Here is a 21,839-nt window from a genome sequence, read left to right as displayed (position 1 = left end):
AGACAAATCATGCGTTCGCTCAATCTTGCCACGGCCGCCATGGCCGCGACTTTGTTTGCCGCGCCGGCGCTGGCGCAGACGACACCGACCCAGACCGACCTGTCGACTCAAGGCGCCCCGTCGGCCCAGAGCGCCCCGTCGACCCAAGGCGCGCCAGCTGGCTCCACGACACAGGCCGCCCCGCCCGCCGCTGCCGCCGGGCCGGTCAGCGATGCGGAAGTGACCCAGTTCGCGTCCGCGCTGGCAGAGGTCGATCGGATCAACAAGGATACCGCCACGCCGGGCGCAGAGAAGCAAACCCAGATGGCGGCCGCCGTCACGTCTGCCGGACTGACGCCGGAGCGGTTCAATTCGATTGCCACGGCGATGAGCACCGACACCGCGCTTCAGGCCAAGATCGCGGCAGCGATGCCGCCTGCCGCGCCCGCCGGCGGCGCCGCGCCCCAGCAGTAACGAAAAAGGGGAGCCGCATCGGCTCCCCTTTCTTTTCGTAGCGAAGACCGAAGTCTTACTTGCCGCGACGCTTGCGATGCGATTCGAGGTCCAGGACCGCCGAATCGGCCCCCTCAGGCAGCAGGCCCAAGCGCCGCGCCACTTCCTGATATGCTTCGACCTCACCGCCCAGATCGCGGCGGAAACGGTCCTTGTCGAGCTTCTCGCCCGTGGTGGCGTCCCACAGCCGGCAATTGTCGGGGCTGATTTCGTCGGCAAGGATGATCCGGGCATAATCATTGTCCCAGATACGGCCGAATTCGAGTTTGAAATCGACCAGCCGGATGCCGATCCCGGCAAACAGCCCTGACAGAAAGTCGTTCACACGGATCGCCAGATCGGCGATGTCGTGCAGCTCTTCCTGACTTGCCCAACCAAAGCACAGAATATGTTCGTCGGTGATGAGCGGGTCGCCCAGCGCATCGTCCTTGAGATAATATTCGACGACAGTGCGCGGAAGCTGTGTGCCTTCCTCGATCCCAAGCCGCTTTGACATCGAACCGGCGGCAATGTTGCGAACGACCACTTCGATCGGCACGATTTCGACCTGCCGGATCAATTGTTCGCGCATATTCAAGCGGCGCAGGAAGTGCGTCGGCACCCCGATATTGCCGAGCATCGTAAAGATGTGCTCGGAAATCCGGTTGTTCAGCACGCCCTTGCCGTTGATCGTGCCCTTTTTCTGGGCGTTGAACGCGGTCGCATCATCCTTGAAATACTGGATCAGCGTGCCGGGTTCGGGGCCTTCGTAGAGGATCTTGGCCTTGCCCTCATAGATCTGGCGGCGGCGAGCCATGCGCATGTCCCTGAAACGATCGGCCCCGGCAGCGCGAAGCCGCGCGCCGGGGCAGGTGAGTGGGCGCCTATACCGGATGGGGGGCGGGCGTGCAATCGCACTTGCCATTCGCCCCGCCGATCGTTTCGCAACCGTTCGCCGCGCTGTTGCGTGGCCGATCGGCCACAGCGGCGCCGCATTCGGTTGCCAATCGGAACCCGGTGGCGCCACGGGCGCTCCCCCACCAAAACAAGGTTCGTTGGAAAGGATGCGGGTTATGTTGCGTAGGGCGTTGGGATTGGCCGCGGTGTCGGCGGGCGTGCTGGCATGGACAGGGGCCGCGCAGGCCAGCGGTTTTTCGCTCAAGGAGCAGTCGGCCAAGGAAACCGGTCGCGCCTTTGCCGGCGGTGCGGCGGCGGCGGACGACGCCTCGATCATCTTCTACAATCCAGCGGGCATGACCAAGCTGGAGCGCAGCCAGGTTTCGCTGAACAGCCATTTGCTGTTCGTCGACAGCCGCCAGCAGAATAACGGATCGACCCTTTCCGTACCCGGCGCGCCCGCGACCCTGCCGGTAACAGGCAGCGACGGCGGCAACCCGTTCGACCAGCCGGTGATCGTGCCGACCGGCTATGCGGCGTTCCGTGCCAGCGACCGCCTGTGGTTCGGTCTGGGTATCAGCGCGCCCTTTGGCCTGAAGGTCGAATATGAGCCGGAATTTTTCGGCCGCTACGATTCGATCAAGTCGGAGGTGAAGACCGTCAACATTCAGCCGAGTGTCGGCTTTGCGATCAACGACAATATCTCGGTCGGCGGCGGCATCGACATCCAGCAGATCGACGTGAAGCTGCGTAACGCGCTGCCCAATCTGGTGCCGGGCGCGGGGGATGGGGAACTGAACATCTCTGGCGACGACCTGTCGGTCGGCTGGAATGCGGGCGTGCTGTTCAGCCTGGGCAAGGCGCGGCTGGGCGCGCATTACCGGTCAAAGGTGGTGCACCGGCTGGACGGAAAATATCAGGTATCGGGGCTGGTCGGTCCGCTGGCGGGCGGCAACACCAACAGCTTTGCGACCGCGCCGCTGGAGATTCCCGAAAGCGTGACGGTCAGCGCGATGTACGGCGTCGGCGACCGGGTGCGGCTGATGGCAACCGGGCAATGGTTCAACTGGTCGCGGTTCGACGCAATCAATGTCGAGCCGCTGGGTCGCCCGACAGTGGTCAGCGAACAGAATTACAAGGATAGCTGGTCGGGCCACGGCGCGGTCGAGTTCGATGCGACCGAACGGCTGACGCTACGCGCGGGCGGGCTTTACGATACCACGCCGACGCAGGACGAATTCCGCACCACGCGCGTGCCCGATGGCGACCGGACCTGGGTGACTGCAGGCGCGACGTGGCGAATGAACGACCGCATCGACCTTAACGTCAGCTATGCCCATGTTTTCGTGAGCGAAGAGGAACTCGACCGTTCGGACGTACTGTTCGCGGGTACGGCGGCTTCGCGGACCGCGCGGACATTGTCGACGAATAGCGGCAATGCCGATGTCATCGGCACATCGCTGACGCTGCGCCTGTAAACAGGCGACGGGGAGGGGGCGGCAAGCGCCGCGCCCTCCTGCATCCGGTCAGGCGACCTTGAAGCCTTCCTTGTTCATGGTCGCAGTCAGCGCCTTGTTCTTTTCCTCCGACAGTTGCGCGCGCAGTGCCGGGAAGAGCGTCGTCTCTTCCTCGGTCATATGTTCTTCGATATCGGCGCGGAACTTGCGGATCTTGCCGGCAAAGGCTGCGCTGTCCTTGGGCATGTTCTCAAGCTCGTAAAGATACTGCTTGATATAGCCATGCTCCTTGGTGAGCTTGTCGGCTTCATCCTTGCGGCCTGCTTCGCGCAGGGCCGGATAGATGACATTGCCTTCCTCGACATCGTGCTTGGCCAGCGCGTGCTTCAGCTGGGCGAGGAGGATTGCGCGTTTGGTGGTGTTGCGCGTTTCGGTCGCTTCCAGCGCGTCGAAGATCTTGAGCACCGCCTTGTGCTCGGCGGCCAGCGCCTCGGCCCAGTCGCCGGCAAAGGCACTGGGCGCCTGAACCGCGGCCTTGCGGCCCAGCATTGCCAGCATGCCGATCGCGGCACCTGCAGTGGCCGCGCCCGCGATCACACCCAGATTGCCGTGTTCGCCATTGGCTTTCTTGAGCTTGCCGTCGGAATCGCGCTTCGTCTTGGTCACGGTCGTCATGGCGAACCTCCAGTCGTTCGGATGGGCAGTCGATCAGACCATAACCCACTGGAGGGGCGTCACGTTCCCTTCAGCCGCGCGCCTCGGCAGCCATTTCGGCGTTCCTGCGCGTCGCGGCGTCGATGGTGGCGGTGAGCAGTTCGACCAGCGCATCGTCGCGGTCGAGGATGTTCAACCCTTCGCGCGTCGATCCCCCCTTGGACGCCACCCGATCCGCCAGCGCGCCGGGCGTCTCGTCGCTTTCGGCGGCAAGGATCGCCGAGCCCTCGACCGTCGCACGCGCCAGTCTCAGCGACTGATCGGCGGGCAGGCCAAGCTCGGCCCCGGCCTGCGCCAGAGCGTCGATAAAGCGATAGGTAAAGCCCGGCCCGCTGCCCGACAGCGCGGTGACCACGTCGAACAGCGGCTGATCCACCCATTCGACCAGGCCAAGCGGCGCCATCAGCGCTTCGGCCGCGCCCCGCACGGCCGGCACGTCGCTGTCGCTGTGCAATGCGACCACACCCTTGCCGATGGCGACGGGCAGGTTCGGCATGGCGCGGACATAGGCCTGAGCCGCAAAGCGGCGGCGCAGCGCGTCAATCTCAACCCCCGCGAGGATCGACACCAGAATGGCAGGGCCACCCGCGCCCGTTTCACGGCGCAGCGTCGGCAATGCCTGATCGATCAGCTGCGGCTTGACCGCCAGCACGACAATGTCGGGCATCGGCCCGTCGGGCGCGGTGGCGACGACGCGGACGCCCTCAGGGACGATCGGGTTGCCGGGATCGATGACCGTGATGCGGTCGGGGGCGATGCCGCTGGCCACCCAGCGACGCAGCATCGAGCCGCCCATGTTGCCGGCGCCGACCAGCCACAGTCGAGCATGCGCCGCGCCGCTTTCCATCACGCCTCTCCCTGCGTTTCGATCAGCGCAGCGGCAATTGCTTCACGCGGGGATTTGCCGCCCCACAGCACGAACTGGAAAACGGGATAGAAGCGTTCGCACTCGTCGATCGCAGTCTCCACCAGCAATTCGGCGCGATCCAGGCTCATCGTCGCATCGTCGTCGCCGTCCAGCACGGCGGCGTGGCGATAAAGCAGGATGCCGCTGGACGACCAAAGTTCGAAATGGCCGATCCACAATTGTTCGTTGACCAGTCCAAGCGTCTCATAAATCGCGGGACGCCGTTCGTCGGCGACGCGGATGTCGGGCAGGGCCAGGAACTGAAGCACGCCGTCTTCTTCGCGCCAGATCGCGCGCAATTCATATTCGGTCCAGCTTCCCTTGACCTTGGCGACGATCTCGTCGTCTTCGCGCTCGTGGGTCCAACCATGTGCCGCGAAATAATTTTCGAGCATATCGATCGGGGCCGCATCGTCGCGGTCATATTCGGCTTCGTCGAGCATCGTCATCAATCCTGACTGCGGCAAATGGCCGCAGACCGCAAGGTGCCGCCCAACCCGAAGTGGTGCAAGCAAAGGGTGGGGAAAGCTGTTGATAAGTCTGTGGACGACATTTCCCCCACAAACGACAAGGGGCGACCGTTACCGGACGCCCCCCATCTGGCCTGTGCGAAAACCCGTGGTTTAGCGGCGACGTTCGTCCGGCAGGCGAATGTTCGGACCCAGATTTTCCACCACCTGGCGCGCGTCGAAAGCGCGGACATCCTGCGGCTTGGGACCGCGACCCGTCAGAATTTCGGCCTGGGCTTCGTAGCGGTCGATCTGGCGGACATCGGTGATGCCCGACCCCCAGCCGCCCCAGCCACCCCAACCGCCCCAGCCAAGGCCGGGTCGGAAATAGCGCCAGCGAGGACCCCAGCCGCCATAAAAGCCGCCCCAGCCCGGACCCATGAACGGATCGTCGATAACCTGTGTACGTGTGCGGCGTTCGGTGTCGCGGTCGACCAGCGTGAAGTGGTCGAACCCGCGTTCCAGCGTCAGCTGGGCGGCACGGAACAACAAATAGCGTTCCACCGTCTCACGCGATGTCAGGCTGTTGCCCGAAAAACCGACGCGGAAACGATTATCCTCGATCTGTTCGTCGAAATAACCCGTGCGATAGCTGCCCTGGCCGGTGACTGGGCGATAGGGCGTTGGCGTCGCACAGGCCGACAGCGCAACGGCACCGGCGAGGACCAATCCGATGCGGCGCTTGTGGGACTTGAACATGCAAACTCTCCGGCTGCGGATGCGAATGACACCCGATCATATTGAAACGCTTGGGGAAGCCACTTCGCTCCTCCCTCACGCGCGCGTCGGGTTGTGCCGTTCCATCGATTAGCCGATGCTGAATGACGTGGCCAGACGCCACTGTTATCGCCAATATGGTGAACGGTTTGTCATCAACCCCCTTTCGCCGCGGGCTGCGCCACTCTAGGGCAGTCCTTATGGAACAATGGCGGGCCAGCGCGCATGCGCGCCGATATCGGGCATGATATCCGGGCTGGGCAGTGTGGTGATCGTCGGCACGGTGCTTGCGCTGTTGATCAGTGCCGCGTGCTGGGCGCTTTATACCGGTATAGCGATGCGCGCGCACGCGCGCGAAACCGTTGCCGACAATGCGCGGCTGTGGGCGCTGATCCATTCTGCGCCGGCGCGCGCGATGATGGTTCACGTCGATGGGCGGGTGGAAGTGCCCGGTCCGTTGCTCGACTGGCTGGGTCTCGTCGACGCGCCGGTCAGCCTTGCCGCATTATCCAGCGATCAGGGCGGGCTGATCGCTGAGGACGCGCAGCGACTGGCGACGGCTGTCGATGCCGCACAACAGGCCGCGATACCCTTTCGTCTGCCGGTGCGTGCCGTGGGTGGAGAGCGGCTGTTACTCGCGGTAGGGGAGCGCGCGCCGGCATCCGTTGCAGCCGATCCCGGCGTGATCATCTGGTTTTTCGACGCGACCCAGACGCAGGGAGAGGTTTCGCGCCTGACCGATCAGGTGGCGCGACTGCGCGACGCCTATCGCGCGCTCAAGGGCCTGATCGAAGCGGCGCCGATGCCAATGTGGTATCGCGGCCCCGACCTCAAGCTGGCGATGGTCAATTCGGCCTATGTCGATGCGGTCGAGGGCAACGATGGCGACGACGTGATCGCGCGCCAGAGCGAACTGGTCGAAATGGGCGCCCCCGGCGCGCCGCCGGTCCAGGCGCAGGCAGTGCGCGAAGACAGCTTGCCCCGCGCGACGTCAATGCCCGCGACGATCGGTGGTCAGCGCCGGATGCTGCGCGTCCATGACGTGCCGCTGGCCGATGGCGGGATCGCCGGTTTTGCGATCGACATCGAAGAGCTGGAGCAGGCGCGCACCGGCATCAAGCGCTTTGGCGAGGCGCAGCGGGCCATGCTGGACCGCATTTCCGCCGGGGTGGCGCAATTCGCCCCCGACCGCAGCCTGACCTTCTGCAACCAGGCATTTCGGCGTCTGTTCGCGATCCGCCCCGAATGGCTGGCCGACCGCCCCGAATTCGACCGCGTGCTGGAACGGATGCGCGAAGGCGGGCGGCTTCCCGAAGTGCGCGACTTCCCCGGCTGGAAAGCGGAACGGCGCGGCTGGTTCACGGCGGCCGACGAATCGCTGGAGGAAAGCTGGCATCTGGCGGGCGGCACGCATCTGCGCGTCGTGGCCCAGCCGCTGCCCGATGGCGGGCTGTTGCTGATCTTCGAGGATCGCACCGAACAGATTCAGCTGGCCAGCGCGCGCGACACCCTGCTGCGCGTTCGCACCGCGACCATCGAAAACCTGTTCGAAGCGATTGCGGTCTTTGCCGGCGACGGGCGGCTTCAGCACTGGAACAACAAGTTCCGCAGCGTTTTCGGTTTCGAGGAAGCGATGCTTCAGGCGAATCCGCGCGTCGACGCGCTGGCACGTGCGGCGGCGGACCGGCTGGCCAATCCTTCGCGTGCGTCGCTCATGGCCGAACTGGTGCGCTCCGCCACGTCGGAACGGATACAGCGCGGCGGTCGCGTCGCATTCGCCGATGGGCGCCATTTCGAATTCGGCGCGGTCCCGCTGCCCGACGGCAATGCGCTGTTCACCATGCTCGACATCTCGGACAGCCGCCGCATCGAACAGGCGCTGCGCGACCGGAACGACGCGCTGGAAGCGGCTGACAAGGTCAAGACCGCCTTTGTCGCGAACATGAGCTATGAACTCCGCACGCCGCTGACCTCGATCAAGGGGTTCGCGGAAATGTTGCACGCCGGCTATGCCGGGGATCTGTCGGCCGATGCGCGTGGATATACGCAAGCGATCCTCGATTCCGCCGAGCGGCTGGGGTCGCTTGTGGACGATGTGCTGGAACTGACGCTTGCCGATCAGTCGCCCGTCCGCACCGCGCTTGCCATCGGTGAAGTGGCCGAAACCGCCGCCGCCGCAGTGGCCCCGCTGGCTGCGGAAAAGCCCGTCGAACTGGCGACCGAGGTGCGAAGCAGCGCCGGGCGCATCAAGGGTGAGGGGCGGCGTCTGCGCCAGGCCATCGAACATGTGCTGCGCCACGCCATCCTGTCGACCCCGGCGGGCGGGCGCGTGCTGCTGCACGTCGATGGCACGCGCGACCGGGCGCGGATCGTCGTGTCCGACAATGGCCCCGGCATGTCGGCAGAAGCGCAGGCCCGCGCCTTTGACCGTTTCGCGCGAGAGGGCGTGGCCGGGGCCGGGGAGCGGGCATTGAGCCTTGGCCTGCCGCTGGCCCGCCAATTGCTTGAGGCGCATGGCGGGACCATCGCGCTTGTCTCCGAACCCGGTCAGGGCACGCTGATTACCATCGAGCTGCCACGCAAATGATGCGGCTGGCGGACGAGGGCGCGATGATGGCGCTGGGTGCAAAGCTGGCGGGCGTGCTGCGCGCGGGCGATGTCGTTACCCTGTCCGGCCCGTTGGGCGCGGGCAAGACGACGCTGGCGCGCGGGTTGCTGGCGGCGCTGGGCCTGGAGGGGGAGGCGCCCAGCCCCAGCTATGCGATCGTGCAGAGCTATGCCCCGCCGGAAGTGCGGTTGCCGGTCCTTCACGTCGATCTTTATCGGATCGAGGATGAGGCGGAACTGTACGAACTGGGGCTGGACGATGCGCGTCACGACGGCGCACTGCTGGTCGAGTGGCCCGAACGGGTCGGCGAATACTGGTTCCGCGATGCCCTGCGTCTGACGCTTTCGGTCGGGCAGGACGGCGCGCGTGGCTTGACAGTTGAGGTTCCGGCGGCATGGGAGGGGCGATGGCCCCTGACATGAATCCTCCGGCCGCGGCGCTGCCCTTTCTCGCCGCCATTGGCTGGGACGATGCCGAGATCCAGCCGCTCGCCGGCGACGCATCGTTTCGCCGCTATTTCCGTGCCGTGGCGCCGGGTCGCTCCGCGATCCTGATGGACGCGCCACCCCCGCATGAGGACCCGCGCCCTTTCCTGTCGGTCGCGCGATGGTTGACCGAGCGCGGCTTCGCAGCACCCGCCATTTTGGGCGAGGATCTGGCCAACGGGCTGGTCCTGCTGGAGGATTTCGGCAACGCCCGCATGCGCGAAACGGTGGACGCGGCGCCCGAAAGCGAATTGCGTCTGTATGAGGAGGCGGTTCGCCTGCTCGTCCGGCTGCATGGCCATGAACCCATGGCGCTGCGCCCCTATGACCTGACCGAATATCAGCGTGAGGCGGGTCTGCTGACCGAATGGTATTGCCCCGCCATCGGACTGGACGTCGATGTCGCTGGCTATCGCGCGGCGTGGGAGCAGGTGCTGGCGCCGCTGAACGGCGTGCCGGCCGTGACGGTCCTGCGTGACTATCATGCCGAAAACCTGATGCTGATCGACGGCCATGAAACGCTGGGTCTGCTCGATTTCCAGGACGCGCTGGCGGGGCATCCGGCCTATGACCTGGTGTCCCTGTTGCAGGACGCGCGGCGCGACGTGCCTGCGGCGATCGAGGCGGCGATGCTGGACCTTTATTGCCGCACCGTTGGCGTTGGCGACGATTTCACCACCGCCTATCACGTGCTGGGCGCGCAGCGGAACGCCAAGATCATCGGCATCTTCACCCGTTTGTGGCAGCGCGATGGAAAGCCGCGTTACCCGACGCTGTGCCCGCGTGTCTGGACCTATCTGGAGCGCGATCTCGCGCACCCGGCGCTGGCCCCCGTGGCGCGCTGGTTCGACGCACATATTCCGTCCGCAATGCGCGGCGACCCGATCGTGCTGGCAGGCTGACCCATGGCACAGACGCTTTCGCTCCGCCCCAATCCGGATGTCGCCGTGCCGCGCACCGCGATGGTCATGGCCGCCGGTCTTGGCAAGCGGATGCGCCCGCTGACCGCCACCCGCCCCAAGCCGCTGGTCGAAGTTGCTGGCAAGCCGCTGATCGACCATGTGTTCGACCGGCTGCGTTCCGCCGGGGTCGAGCGCGCGGTCGTGAACGTCCATTACCTGGCCGATGTGCTGGAAGCGCATCTGACTCACCGGGTGAAGGGTATCGACGTCGTCGTCTCCGACGAGCGGGACCAGTTGCTGGAAACCGGCGGCGGCTTGGCCAAGGCGCGGCCGTTGTTGGGCGACGACCCGATCCTGTGCGTCAACAGCGACAATCTGTGGATCGACGGGCCGATCGACGCGATCATCCAGCTGGCGCAATTGTGGGATGCCAGCCGCATGGACGCGCTGTTGTTGATGGTGCCGCTGGCGCGCGCGCATGGGCATGGAGGGCTGGGCGATTTCCACCTCGGCTCCACCGGGCAGATCCTGCGTCGCCGTGCGCCGGGGCGGTTGGCGCCGTTCGTGTTCACCGGGGTCCAGATTTTGAACCCCGCAATCATCGCCGACTATCCCGAAGGACCGTTTTCGACCAACTTGTTCTGGCAGCGCGCCATTGAAGCGGGCCGTGCATGGGGTTTGGCGCATGAAGGCCTGTGGTTCGATGTCGGCAGCCCGCCGTCGATCGCCATGACCGAAGCGATGCTGGCCGATGGCTGACGCGCACCGCGCGCCGTCGGTCTATACCATCCCCGCGAACAAGGCGTTTGCCGACACGCTGGCGATCGGCCTGATGCGCCGGTTCGGGCGCGATCCGATGGCACTGGCACGCGGCGTCATCCTGGTGCCCACCAGCCGCGCCGTTCGCGCGGTCAACGACGCGTTCGTGCGGCTGAGCGAGGGCGGGCTGCTGCTGCCGCGCATCGTCCCCATCGGCGACCCCGAACTGGACGAAGCGGTCGGCCCGTTTTTCGACCCGGCAGAGGCCGCACCGGTGCCCCCAGCCGTCGATCCGCTGCGCCGCCGCCTGATCCTGGCGCGTCTGCTTCAGGAAGCGCGGCCGGGTTTCGACGCGGCAGAGGCGGTGCGGCTGGCGGGCGATCTGGCGCGAACGCTGGACGCGTTGCAGGTGGAGGAAATCGACCCCGCGGCGCTGCGCGCGCTCGACCTGTCGGGGGAGTTGTCGCAGCATTGGGCGACCGCGCTGTCGACGTTCGAGGTGGTGCTGGACCGCTGGCCGGGGGAGCTTGCGCGGCTGGGCGCCATCGACCTTGCCGAACGCCGCCGCCGCTTGCTCGACCGGGCGGCAAAGCGTTGGGCCGATCATGCTCCGGCGCGGTTCGTGTGTGCGGCGGGGGTCACGTCGCCGGTGCCCGCCGTGGCACGGCTGATGCGCTGTATTGCCGGGCTGCCCGACGGGTTCGTCGTGCTGCCGGGTCTTGCGACGGGGCTGGACGACGCGGTGTGGGACGCGCTTGGCCCCCATGCACCCGACCCCATCACCGGTCTGCGCCGCCCGTCGGTGGAGACGCACCCGCAATTCCACCTGAAGCTGCTGCTCGACCGGATGGGCGTGTCGCGCGCGGAGGTGCAGCCGTGGCGCGTCGCCAGCGAGCTCGACGCGCCAAGCGCGCGCGGCAAGGCGATTGACAGCGCGATGCTGCCCGCCGCCTTCACCCATCGCTGGCCCACCTTGCCGCGTGCCGAGCGCCGCTTCGACGGCGTGACCGCGATCGAAGTGGCGACCCCGGCGGAGGAGGCACAGGCGATTGCCCTTCGCCTGCGCGAAGCGGTGGAGACGCCCGGTCGGACTGCGGCCTTGGTAACGCCCGACCGCAACCTGGCCGCCCGCGTCGCGGCGCATTGCGCCCGCTGGGGCATCGCCATCGACGATTCGGCGGGCCGCCCGCTGTCGATGCTGGCGCCGGGCACGCTGTTGCTGGCGATTGCCGAGGCGGCGGGGCAGCGATTCGCGCCGATGTCGCTGCTGGCGCTCTTGAAACACCCGCTGGTCGCCGCCGACGACGGGGAGCGGCGGCTGAAATGGCTGGAGGGTGCGCGGCGGCTGGACCTGTCCTTGCGCGGCCCGCGCCCCGCGCCGGGGCTGGACGGCATCGACGCGCATCTGGCGCAGGGTGACAAGCGCACCGCCGCGCTGCGGGCGGCAGCGGCGGAGTGGTGGCAGGATGCGCGCACCTGCCTGGCGCCCGTTGCGGCGATGGCCGATGGCGGGGACCGGTCGCTGGACGACCATGCCCGGCTGCTTCGCGAAGCGGCGACGCTGCTGGCGGGCGATGCGGCATGGTCGCGGGCCGAGGGGCGGGCGGCGGCGGACCTGCTCGACCAGCTGGAGCGCGACGGCGGCGACGGGCCGCGCGCAGTGTCGCCCGGCGCGCTGTTGCCGATGTTGCGCGAGCTGTTCGATGCGGTTGCGGTGCGGCCCGCGCAAGGCGGTCACCCACGCCTGTCCATCTATGGCCTGATCGAGGCACAGTTCCAGAGCGCCGACCTGATGATCCTGGGCGGCCTGAACGAAGGGGTGTGGCCGACGCTGCCCGCGCCCGACCCCTGGCTGGCGCCGCGCATCCGCAGCGAACTGGGCCTGCCCGCGCTGGAGCGGCGGATCGGCCTGTCGGCGCACGACTTCGCCCTTGGCCTTGGCGCGCGCGAAGTGATGCTGACGCGCGCGCGGCGCGATGCGGCGTCGCCCAAGATCGCCTCGCGCTTCTGGCTGCGGCTTGAGGCGTTGGCGGAGGGGTTGGAGCCGGTGCCGCATCTGGCCGAATGGGCGCGCGCGCTGGATGCCGCCGACGCGCATCGGCCTGCGACGCGACCCGCGCCGTGCCCGCCGGTTGCGGACCGCCCGCGCAAGCTGTCCGTGACCGAGGTCGACCGGCTGAAGGCCGATCCCTATGCCTTTTACGCGCGGCGGATGCTGGGGCTGTCGCCGCTCGACCCGGTCGATGCCGATCCCAGCGCCGCGTGGCGCGGCACGGCGGTACATTCGATCCTTGAGGCATGGTCGCGCGACGACGCGCACGATCCCGCCCGACTGGTGGCGCGCGCCCATGCGATGCTGGACGACACGCGCACCCACCCCATCGTCCGCGCGCTGTGGCGACCACGCCTGATCGCGGCGGTCGAATGGATCGCGGGCGAACTGGTGCGTCAGATGGGGGAGGGGCGTCGCGTGCTCGGCGTAGAGCAATCGGGCGCGCTCGACATTGCGGGCGTCACGCTGACCGGCAAATATGACCGCATCGACCGCACGCCTGACGGGCATCTGGCGATTATCGATTACAAGACCGGCAAGCCGCCCAGCCCGGCGGCGGTCGCGGCGGGGTTCAGCCTGCAACTGGGGCTGATCGGCCTGATTGCCGAGCGCGGCGGGTTCGATGGCGTGGGCGGCGAGGCGCGCGATTTCGAATATTGGTCGCTGGCGAAGAAGGGGGAGACGCTGGGCTATATCCAGCGTCCCGTCGGCGGGCGCAGCGGCATCGCGCCGGAGGATTTCGTCGGCATGGCGCACGACCATTTCGTCGGTGCGGTGCGCGAATGGCTGACCGGCGACGCGCCATTCACCGCCAAGCTGGTGCCCGAAATGGCGCCCTATGCCGAATATGACCAATTGATGCGCCGCGACGAATGGTACGGACGTGACTAAACCCCTCCACCCCCTTCGCGGCGCGCAACGCGACGCCAGCCATCCTGAGCGCCATGTGTGGCTGGCGGCGTCGGCGGGGACCGGCAAGACACAGGTGCTGGCCGCGCGGGTATTTCGCCTGTTGCTGGCAGGTGGCCGGCCTGAGGCGATCCTGTGCCTGACCTTTACCAAGGCGGGCGCTGCCGAAATGGCGGAGCGGATTTCGGGTACGCTGGCGCGCTGGGTCCGGCTGGACCGGAACGAGCTGTTCCACGAACTGCGCGGCCTTGGCGAACCGGCGACACCGGAACAGGTGGAGCGCGCCCGCACCCTGTTTGCCCGGGTGCTCGATGCGCCGGGCGGGCTTCGCATCCAGACGATTCACGGTTTCTGCCAGAGCCTGCTCGCCGCCTTTCCGGCCGAAGCGGGGCTGGTCCCCGGCTTTCGCCCGATCGAACCGCGCGAACAGGCGCTGTTGCGGCGCGACGCACTGGCGAGCTTGCTGGAGGACGAGGCGCGCAGCGGCGGCACCCGCATCGCCGATGCGATCGGCGGGCTGGCGATGCGGCTGGGAGAAGTAAAGGCCGAGGCGTTCCTGCATGCCTGTGCCGCGCGGCCGGACGCGATGGCGGCCCTGCCGATGGGGCCGGGCATCCAGCCCTTCATCCGACGCGCGCTGGACCTGCCCGGCGACGATATCGACGCGGCGGTCGAGGCGGCGTGTTGCGACGATGCGTTCGACCTGGTGTCGCTGCGCCAGCTGTCGGCGCTTCAGGCGGCATGGGGGACCAAGCGCGGGCTGGAGCGCGCCGACGTCATCGCCGCCTGGCTGGCCGCCGATCCTGCCACACGAGCGCGGACGCTGGGCGACCTGCATCTGGTGTGGGCGACCGGCAAGGGCGATCCGCGCGGCGGGAAGGGACAGGTACCGCCCGGCGACGATTACCCGCCGCTGGCCGAACGCCTGCATGGCCGTTGTGCCGAGCTGCTGTCGCTGCGCGTCCGCGCCGCCTATGCCGATGCGCTGGCGGCTGCGCTTGAGGCGGGGCGTGCTTATGCCGCCGCTTATGCCGGGGCCAAAAGGCTGGCGGGCGCGGTCGATTTCGACGACCTGATCGCCGCGACCGTGCGCCTGCTGGAAACGCCGGGCATGGGTGAGTGGGTGCGCTACAAGCTCGATCTGGCGACCGAACATGTGCTGATCGACGAGGCGCAGGACACCAATGTCGCCCAGTGGCGCATCGTCCGCGCCATAGCCGATGAGTTTTTCGCCGGTGCGGGCACACGCGGCAACCGCGTCCGCACACTGTTCACCGTGGGCGACGACAAGCAGGCCATTTACGGCTTCCAGGGTACCGACCCGATCTTCTTTCGCGCCGCACAGATTCATTTCGACCGGCTCGCCTCTACCCCGGTCGAGGCGGAGGAGCATCGGCCGCTTGAGACGGTGGCGCTGAACGAAAGTTTCCGCTCGACCGCCACGGTGCTGCGCTTCGTCGACGCCGCGCTCGATGTGCTGCCAGTGCCGGGCATGGGGGCGGGGGAACGCCAGCCCCACGCGTCGCAAGTGCCCGGTCCCGGTACCGTCACGCTGCTGCCCCCTGTCATTGCGGGTGGTAGTGAGGAGGATGAGGAAGGCTGGGTCGACGATCAGGTCCGCGAACTGGCCAAGCGCATCGCGCGGCAGGTGCGCGACTGGCTGGCCTCCGGACATATGCTGGCCAGCAAGGGGCGGCCGCTGCGTCCCGAAGATGTGATGATCCTGGTCAAGCGACGCGGCGACCTCGCCTCGCTGATCGTCGCGCGCTTGTATGCAGAGGGGGTGCCGGTCGCGGGCGTGGACCGCCTGCGCCTGAACGCGCCGCTGGCGGTGCAGGACCTGCTCGCCGCGATCCGGTTCGTGCTGCAGCCCGGCGACGATCTGGCGCTGGCCAGCCTGCTCGTCTCCCCGCTGATCGGCTGGAGCCAGGACGCGCTGATGGCGGCGGCGATGGGGCGCAAGGGTGGGCTGTGGCGACATCTGCGCGCCACTCAGCCTGCCGACCGGCTGGCGCCGCTGTATCGGCTGCTGGCGCGCGCGGATTTCACCACGCCCTATCGCTTCCTTGAGGACATCCTGTCGGGCGAGCTGGACGGGCGCCGCCGCCTGATCGAGCGACTGGGGGAAGAAGCGCGCGATCCGATCGAGGAGCTGCTGTCCGCCGCGCTCGACTTCGAACATAACGCCACGCCCTCGCTGCAACGCTTCCTCGACTGGTTCGATCGCGGGGATGTGGAGATCGTGCGCGACAGCTCCCGCCCGCAGGCCGCCGTCCGGGTGATGACCGCGCATGGGGCAAAGGGGCTTCAGGCGCCGCTGGTCATCCTGGCCGACGCCACGGCCGACCCGACACAGAACCGCCGCGACCTGATCGAATGGCAGGCCGATCCGGCATTGCCCGCAATTCCGGTGTTCCGCCCGCGATCGGCGGAACGCGGCGGGCCGCTGGATGCGCTGGTTGAGGAAACCGACCGCCGCGAGCTGGAGGAGCATTGGCGGCTTTTCTATGTCGCCGCGACGCGTGCGGAGGAGCAGCTGGTGATCGCGGGCAGCCTGTCCGACCGGGCAAAGGGGGAAGCGCCGCCGCTCAGCTGGTATCGCGCCGCCATGCTCGCTTTCGACGCGCTGGGGGTGCCGCCGGGCGAGACGCGGCAACTGTCCGATGATGCCGTGCCAGTCGCGGCTGATGCGGGCGAGGCCCCGCGCGCGAACGATCCAGCGGCCGCGCTGCCCGGCTGGGCCCGCCGTCCCGCGCCAGAGGAAGCACGCCCGCCGCGCCCGCTGGCCCCCTCATCGCTCGGCGACGATGCGGTGGTCGATCCGCCGCCCGGCCGCGCCATGCGCGACGCGGCGGAGCGCGGGCGCCTGCTCCACGGCCTGTTTGAGCGTCTGCCCGCCTTGCCCGCTGAGCATCGTCGTGCTGCAGGACAGGCCTGGTTGGGCGACGAGCCACTCGGCGCGGGCCTGCTCGATCAGGCGCTGGCAATCATCGAGCATCCCGATTTGGCTGGGATCTTCAGCGCCGACGCCCTTGCCGAAGCGCCGATCGCTGCCGTCGTCGCGGGGCAGGTGGTGGCCGGCACGGTTGACCGGCTGCTGGTGCGGCCCGACCGCGTGCGCGTGGTCGATTTCAAGACCGGGCGGCGTGTGCCCGACGGGCTGAGCGACGTGCCCGACTATCACCTGCGCCAGATGGCGGCCTATGCCGCTGCCCTGTCGGTCATCTTTCCCGACCGGCCGGTGGAGGCCGCGTTGCTGTATACCGCAGGGCCGCGCCTGCTGGTGTTGCCGCCGGAAATGCTGGCGGCGGCCAAGCCCGGCTTCGCGGGCGTGGAGCAAAGCTTGCCCGCGCGCGCTTGAGCCGATGCGGACGGCACCATAGATTGTGGGCCACGCTAAAAGGAGTTTTCGATCATGCCGACCAAGGCTGTCACCGACCAGAGCTTTGCCAATGACGTGCTGGGCGCCGAAGGTCCCGTCCTCGTCGATTTCTGGGCCGAATGGTGCGGTCCGTGCAAGATGATCGGCCCCAGCCTTGAGGAATTGTCCGATGAACTGGGCGACAAGGTGACCATCACCAAGCTCAACATCGACGAAAATCCCGATGCCCCCGGCAAATATGGCGTGCGCGGCATCCCCACCATGATCCTGTTCCGCAACGGAGAGGTCGCCGCGACCAAGGTGGGCGCGGAACCCAAGGGGCGGTTGAAGGCCTGGCTCGAAAGCGAGCTGTAAGGCGAAGTGAAAGAAGGGCCGGCACCATGGGTGACCGGCCCTTTTTGCAACCGGCGACGGTGCGCGATGTCACGCAGCCGTCACGAACTTCACATTACCGTCACATAGCCGAAACCAAAACGTCTCCGAAACCGCATCCTCATGTCATCCCGGCCCCTTAGCGGAGCGGCGGGGTCGACAGGGGGAACTCCGAGTCGATCAACGGGCACGTGCCCGCCTCGTGAACCCGGAAAAGCCGGAACGGAGATTTTTGCATGGCCGACTTCAAACGCCTTAGCCTTATCCTGCTGACGAGCTGCGCGGGCGCGACGCTCGCGGCGTGCGACGGCGCCTCCAGCGTCGCTTCGCCGGGCGAGGGCACGATCGTCGTCCCGTCGCCCACGCCCGCCCCGGCGCCCAGCCCGACGCCGACGCCCACCCCGACGACTGGTGTTCCGGCCGCTGACTGCCCCACCGGCACCACCAATGTCGGCGTTGTCGGCAATCTGCGCTCGTGCCGCATTCCTTCGCTGGTTTCGGGCTCGCTGACGCTGCCGCGTCGCGCCGGCACCGCATATGAAATCAATGGTCGCGTCGACGTCGGCGTGGATCGCGGCGGTTCGGGCACCGGCGGTCAGGCCGCCAACCTGACGATCGAGCCGGGCGTGCTGGTTTATGCCAACACCACCAACGCCGATAACGACTTCCTGGTCGTCAACCGCGGTTCGACCATCACCGCAGACGGTTCGGCCAATTCGCCGATCATCTTCACCGCGCAGCAGAACCTGACCGGCAACGTGACCGACGACTCGCAGGGCCTGTGGGGCGGCATCATCCTGGCTGGCCGCGCACCCGTGTCGAACTGCAACCTGTCGGGTGTGACCGGCGGCGCCGCGAATTGCGAAAACGTCGTCGAAGGTACCGGCAACGCGCTGTACGGCGGCGCCAGCGCCGGCGACAATTCGGGCGTCATGCGCTATGTGCAGATCCGTTATTCGGGCACGACGATCACCCCGAACAACGAGCTTCAGGGCCTGACCACCGGCGGCGTCGGTTCGGGCACGCGTCTGGAATATATCCAGATCCACAACAGCTCGGACGACGGCATCGAAATCTTTGGCGGCACGATGAACGCCCGTTATTTCGTGGTGACCGGCGCCGATGACGACAGCATCGACACGGATGTGGGTTGGAAGGGCTTCCTGCAGTTCGTCCTGGCGATCCAGAAGCCGAACAATACCCAGACCGACAACTATGTGATGGAAATCGATTCGAACGGTGCGGAAGACGCGACGCCGCGTCAGAACGGCCGCATCTCGAACTTCACCTTCATCCACACGTCGAGCGCAACCAACGCTGCGATCCGTCTGCGCGGCGGTGCTGACTTCACCTTCGTGAACGGCATCCTCAGCAGCCCGGTCGCCTGCCTCAACATGGTGGCGAGCACGACCGAAAATGGTGGCAAGTCAACCATCCGCCCGGCCAATGCCGCGCTGGACGAAGCCGGCCCGCCGGTCTTCAACTCGGTCTACTTCGCCTGCAACGCGCTGTCGGCTACGACGACGCAGAGCGACGTGACGATCACCAACGCCGAACAGGCCGCTGTTGTCGCCGCTGGCAGCAACAACACCACCAACGGCACGACCGCTGCCGCCTATACCTCGACCTATCTGCCGGGCACCGGCGCGACCGGCACCACGCCGTTCAACGCAGCGACGCTGAACCCGTCGGGTTCCGCGTTCCTGGTGCAGACGTCGTATATCGGCGCGATCAACGGTGCGGGTGACACCTGGTACCAGGGTTGGACCTGCAACTCGAACCGCGCCAATTTCGGTGCGTCGAGCGGCGCCTGCGCCACCGTGCCTGCCATCTAAGCACGGACGCAACCATGAAGCGGGGATGGCGGTGAAAGGGGCCGCCATCCCCGTCATGCCGTGCCGCGCGCGGCAAATCCCTGAACCGGATCGAGAATATGAAAAAGCAACTGGCCTTTGGCAGCCTGCTCCTCCTCACGTCGACGATGGTCGCGCCCATGGCGCTTGCCCAAACGAGCGGCGGTGGCGCGCAGACGACCAGCCCGCCCGCAGGCGCGGTGGTCCAGCCGAATGCCGGTCAGCCTGAAGAAGGCACGCCGCCCGACACCGGGCCTGGCGGCGCCGACACGCAGGATGTCGAAGTCTCGATCCCCGGTGCTTCCAGCGACGCGAGTGACGATATCGTCGTCATCGGCCGCAACATCCCGAATATCGTCCGCGCCACGCCGCAGGTGATCTCGGTGCTGTCGAGCGAGGATATCGCGCGCACCGGTGAAGGCGACATCGCGGGCGCGCTGTCGCGCGTCACCGGCCTGTCGGTGGTTGGCAACGGCTTTGTCTTCGTCCGTGGCCTGGGCGATCGTTATTCCTCCTCGCTGCTCAACGGCTCGCCGCTGCCCAGCCCGGAGCCGCTGCGCCGCGTGGTGCCGCTGGACATCTTTCCAACCAACGTCATCGCCTCCAGCTTGGTGCAGAAGAGCTTTTCGGCCAATTTCCCGGCTGAGTTCGGCGGCGGCGTGATCAACCTGACGACCAAGGCGGCGCCGAAGGAGAGCTTCCTTCAGTTCGGCAGTTCGGTCGGCTTCGACACGGTGACGACGTCGGAACTGGGCTATACCTATGACGGCGGCTCGCACGACTGGCTGGGCTTCGACGATGGTGAGCGCACGATCCCGGGCTTCATCAAGGATGCGGGCATGGCTGGCACCGGCGTCAGCGCCGCCCAGGTCGCCGAATTGTCGAATGCCCAGACCTCGCTGGTATTCGAAAACCGGAATATCCCGGCGAACTTCTCGGGTGAGATGAGCGCGGGCACTTCGTTCGACGTCGGTTCGTCACGCATCGGCCTGATCGCGGGCGGCGGCATTTCGAACACGTGGCGCACACGCGACGCGATACAGCAGGTGGCGATTGACCAGCAGGGCACGCTGGTCAGCGATTTCCGGAATGTCGCGACCGATCACCGGGCGCTCGTCAACGGCCTGTTCGGCATCGGTGCCGAAGTCGGTCGCCATCGTTTCCGCTTCACCAACCTGTATATCCACGATACGCTCAAGCAGGCGATCATGGGTCAGGGTGTGGACCAGAACAACCTGAACCTGCTGAACCAGAATACCAACTGGTTTGAGCGCCAGCTCTTCACCTCGCAGGGCGTGGCGGAGATGAAGTTCGGCGACCTGAACGTCGACATCCGCGGTGCGTATGCCAATACCCAGCGCAACTCGCCTTATGAGCGGACCTTTACCTATCTGTTCTCGGATCAGGTCGGCGATTACATCAACAATCTGGCGAACCAGTCACTGGCCCAGGTCGCATTCAGCGAACTGGACGAAGACCTTTGGTCGGGCAGCGTCGATTTCGGCTATGAGCTGAACTTCGACACGCCGGTTACGGTGCAGGCGGGCTATGCCTATTCGGATGCCGATCGTGATTCCTATCGCTATCAGTTCCGCTATCAGGCGGCGAACGGTCTCGACCTGGCCGAACAGCAGCTTCGTCCCGATTACTTGCTCAGTGACTATAACGTCATCCTGAACGACATCCGTCTGGTCAATGAATCGACGTCGCAGGGCGCAGCGGCCTATTCGGCGTCGCTTCGTACCCATGCCGGCTATGTCCAGCTTGAGGCAGAGGCGTTTGACGGCCTGCGCGCGCAGGTGGGCGTTCGTTACGAAGACGCTGAACAGCGTGTGCTGCCCGTCGGGGCGGGTGTAACCGGCACCAGCCTGAACAACGGTTACTGGCTGCCCGCATCGACCATCACGTGGAATTTCGCCAGCGACATGCAGCTTCGCCTGCACGCGTCGAAGACGATCGCCCGTCCGCAGTTCCGCGAACTGGCCCCGCAAATCTATCTCGATTTCGAATCGAACCGTCAGTTCATCGGCAACCCGCGTCTGACCGACTCCGAACTGTGGAATCTGGAAGCGCGGTACGAATGGTTCTTCCAGCGTGATCAACGCTTCACGCTGGCTGGCTTTTTCAAGCGGCTGGACAACCCGATCGAGGCATTCGGCTCACCCGGCGCGGGCAGTTCCTCGCTGTTGACCAGCTTCTCGAACGCGCCCGGCGCCAAGCTTTATGGTGCCGAGGCGGAGGTGGTGAAATACTTCCCGCTCGACGGCATCGGCCTGGGCGACCTGTTCGCCACCAAGCGCGCCGTTCTGGTCGCCAATTACACCTATACCCAGTCCGAGCTCGATGCGCAGAACCAGCCGGTCGTCAATCCGATCAACGTGAACGGCCCGCTGATCCCCGCAAGCCAGCTGTTCGTGGACGGCAGCCCGCTGGTCGGTCAGTCGGATCACCTGATCAACGCGCAGTTCGGGCTGGAAGATACCGAAATGCTCAGCCAGGTCACGCTGCTGGTGAATTATGCGAGCGAGCGCATCACCAATCGTGGCGCAATCGTCAACGGTGTGCGTCTGCCGGACATTCGCGAGAAGCCGGGCGTGCGACTGGACGTTGTATGGCGTCAGGGCATCCCGCTGGGCAATGACAGCGACAAGCAGGTCGAACTGAAGTTCGAGGCGCGCAACCTGACCAAGACGCGCTATCAGGAGTTCCAGATTTTCGACAATGGCGGTCGGGCGGACGTTAACACCTACAACCTTGGCCGCATCTTCACCTTCGGGGTCAGTGTCGGCCTGTAAGCGGCACGGCCAGATCAAATGACAGGGGCTTCGGGCAATCGTCCGAAGC

Annotated in this window: 16 protein-coding genes; 11 read left to right on the top strand and 5 right to left on the bottom strand. The window is 66.6% G+C overall.

All coding sequences use genetic code 11. The annotated features are described in order from the left end of the window. Positions 1–9 precede the first annotated feature (9 nt). Positions 10–453, top strand: a complete 444-nt coding sequence (locus ACAX61_RS04130) for a DUF4168 domain-containing protein (RefSeq protein WP_370713543.1) — start codon at positions 10–12, stop codon at positions 451–453. A gap of 55 nt (positions 454–508) precedes the next feature. Here ACAX61_RS04130 and purC read toward each other — a convergent pair whose 3' ends face one another. Beyond that, a complete protein-coding gene (gene purC / locus ACAX61_RS04125) occupies positions 509–1,288 on the bottom strand; it encodes a phosphoribosylaminoimidazolesuccinocarboxamide synthase (RefSeq protein ID WP_370713542.1) in 780 nt (259 codons plus the stop codon). A gap of 256 nt (positions 1,289–1,544) precedes the next feature. Here purC and ACAX61_RS04120 point away from each other — a divergent pair, with 256 nt between their 5' ends. After that, positions 1,545–2,846 carry an OmpP1/FadL family transporter gene (locus ACAX61_RS04120; protein WP_370713541.1) on the top strand — a complete coding sequence of 434 codons (1,302 nt, stop codon included), beginning with the start codon at positions 1,545–1,547 and terminating at the stop codon, positions 2,844–2,846. 48 nt (positions 2,847–2,894) lie between these two features. On the opposite strand, the gene ACAX61_RS04115 is transcribed toward ACAX61_RS04120, so the two are convergent. The 4 genes from ACAX61_RS04115 to ACAX61_RS04100 form a co-directional block, all read right to left on the bottom strand. Next, a complete protein-coding gene (locus ACAX61_RS04115; protein ID WP_370713540.1) occupies positions 2,895–3,500 on the bottom strand; it encodes a hemerythrin domain-containing protein in 606 nt (201 codons plus the stop codon). Positions 3,501–3,570: 70 nt separating this feature from the next. Then, complete coding sequence (proC, locus tag ACAX61_RS04110) at positions 3,571–4,386, bottom strand: pyrroline-5-carboxylate reductase (protein WP_370713539.1); 816 nt, start codon at positions 4,384–4,386, stop codon at positions 3,571–3,573. Next, positions 4,386–4,895, bottom strand: coding sequence for a type III secretion system chaperone family protein (locus ACAX61_RS04105; protein WP_370713538.1), 510 nt, complete (start codon positions 4,893–4,895; stop codon positions 4,386–4,388). The genes proC and ACAX61_RS04105 overlap by 1 nt, the downstream gene beginning before the upstream one ends. A gap of 174 nt (positions 4,896–5,069) precedes the next feature. Continuing rightward, positions 5,070–5,654, bottom strand: coding sequence for a CC0125/CC1285 family lipoprotein (locus tag ACAX61_RS04100; RefSeq protein ID WP_370713537.1), 585 nt, complete (start codon positions 5,652–5,654; stop codon positions 5,070–5,072). A gap of 262 nt (positions 5,655–5,916) precedes the next feature. Between ACAX61_RS04100 and ACAX61_RS04095 the strand changes: the two genes are divergently transcribed. From ACAX61_RS04095 to ACAX61_RS04055, 9 genes are all read left to right on the top strand, one after another. Continuing rightward, on the top strand, positions 5,917–8,259 hold the full coding sequence (locus tag ACAX61_RS04095; protein ID WP_370713536.1) for a sensor histidine kinase: 2,343 nt from the start codon (positions 5,917–5,919) through the stop codon (positions 8,257–8,259). After that, entirely contained in the window at positions 8,259–8,702 is a 444-nt protein-coding gene (tsaE, locus tag ACAX61_RS04090; RefSeq protein ID WP_370714895.1) for a tRNA (adenosine(37)-N6)-threonylcarbamoyltransferase complex ATPase subunit type 1 TsaE, read from the top strand. Before ACAX61_RS04095 ends, tsaE begins: the two co-directional genes overlap by 1 nt. Then, complete coding sequence (locus ACAX61_RS04085) at positions 8,699–9,667, top strand: aminoglycoside phosphotransferase family protein (protein WP_370714894.1); 969 nt, start codon at positions 8,699–8,701, stop codon at positions 9,665–9,667. Before tsaE ends, ACAX61_RS04085 begins: the two co-directional genes overlap by 4 nt. Before the next feature lie 3 nt (positions 9,668–9,670). Next, a complete protein-coding gene (locus tag ACAX61_RS04080) occupies positions 9,671–10,426 on the top strand; it encodes a nucleotidyltransferase family protein (RefSeq protein ID WP_370713535.1) in 756 nt (251 codons plus the stop codon). Then, positions 10,419–13,370, top strand: coding sequence for a double-strand break repair protein AddB (gene addB / locus ACAX61_RS04075; protein WP_370713534.1), 2,952 nt, complete (start codon positions 10,419–10,421; stop codon positions 13,368–13,370). The genes ACAX61_RS04080 and addB overlap by 8 nt, the downstream gene beginning before the upstream one ends. Further along, positions 13,363–16,749 (top strand): double-strand break repair helicase AddA, encoded by a 3,387-nt coding sequence (addA, locus tag ACAX61_RS04070; protein ID WP_370713533.1) that lies wholly within the window; start codon positions 13,363–13,365, stop codon positions 16,747–16,749. Before addB ends, addA begins: the two co-directional genes overlap by 8 nt. A gap of 54 nt (positions 16,750–16,803) precedes the next feature. Then, positions 16,804–17,124 (top strand): thioredoxin TrxA, encoded by a 321-nt coding sequence (trxA, locus tag ACAX61_RS04065; RefSeq protein WP_370713532.1) that lies wholly within the window; start codon positions 16,804–16,806, stop codon positions 17,122–17,124. Between the two features lie 254 nt (positions 17,125–17,378). Then, positions 17,379–18,977 carry a beta-helix domain-containing protein gene (locus tag ACAX61_RS04060; RefSeq protein WP_370713531.1) on the top strand — a complete coding sequence of 533 codons (1,599 nt, stop codon included), beginning with the start codon at positions 17,379–17,381 and terminating at the stop codon, positions 18,975–18,977. A 98-nt stretch (positions 18,978–19,075) separates the two neighbouring features. After that, positions 19,076–21,790 (top strand): TonB-dependent receptor domain-containing protein, encoded by a 2,715-nt coding sequence (locus ACAX61_RS04055; protein WP_370713530.1) that lies wholly within the window; start codon positions 19,076–19,078, stop codon positions 21,788–21,790. Positions 21,791–21,839: the final 49 nt, after the last annotated feature.

Origin of the sequence: Sphingomonas sp. IW22 (assembly GCF_041321155.1) — a bacterium.
Lineage (GTDB): Bacteria > Pseudomonadota > Alphaproteobacteria > Sphingomonadales > Sphingomonadaceae > Sphingomonas.
Note: the sequence above shows the minus strand (reverse complement) of the source record. Positions and strands in the feature narration are given on the sequence as shown.